Genomic DNA, 789 nt, shown 5'->3' with positions numbered 1-789 from the left:
ATTGGCACTTCTGTTACTTATACTACACAAGGTGCAATGTCCAATTATGTTTGGGGATTCCCGGGAACCGCAGGAACTAATTATACAATTGTTTCTGGTGGAACTAGTGCTGATAATACGGTTACTTTAAGATATCTAACAACTGGAAGTAAAACAGTAACTATTAATTATACAACTGTTCCTAATGGATGTACTGCAACTTCGGCGACATCTTCATCTGCAATTACAGTAAATGCGTTACCAACAACACCAAGTATAGCAGCACAAACAGAGGTTAACTGTACTACTTCGGGAAGTGTAACATTAAATAATTTACCTGCAGGTAACTGGACAATAAATCAAACTGGTTTCGTTTCAAATACAATCAATAACACAGGAACTAGCTATACAGTTACAGGTCTTGCAGCCGGAACATACAGATTTACAGTAAGTAATGGTACTTGTACTTCATCTGTTTCTTCAGATGTTACAATCACCAACCAATCCTCTACCACCTGGAGCGGCACAGCGTGGTCAAACGGTACCCCTGATGCAAGCAAAGCAGCCATTATTGCAGGAGCCTTTACAATATCTTCTGATTTGACTGCCTGCTCCCTTACCATAAATCCCGCAATAGCCATCACAGTACCTTCAAACTATACCTTAAGGGTTGTAAACGCACTTACGGTTTCACCAACCGCATCCCTGACATTCGAGAACCATTCAAGCCTGGTTCAGGTAAATGACAATGCCGTGAACTCAGGAAACATAAAATACAAACGTATTGCACCAAAAATCAGACGAGGTGAT

Annotated in this window: 1 pseudogene; it reads left to right on the top strand. The window is 40.6% G+C overall.

Going from position 1 to position 789, the window contains the following annotated elements:
• Positions 1-789 (top strand): annotated as a pseudogene (locus RT99_RS25390) (hypothetical protein); the annotation flags it as partial.

This window comes from Flavobacterium sp. MEB061 (assembly GCF_000834715.1).
GTDB classification, from domain to species: domain Bacteria; phylum Bacteroidota; class Bacteroidia; order Flavobacteriales; family Flavobacteriaceae; genus Flavobacterium; species Flavobacterium pectinovorum.
Note: the sequence above shows the minus strand (reverse complement) of the source record. Positions and strands in the feature narration are given on the sequence as shown.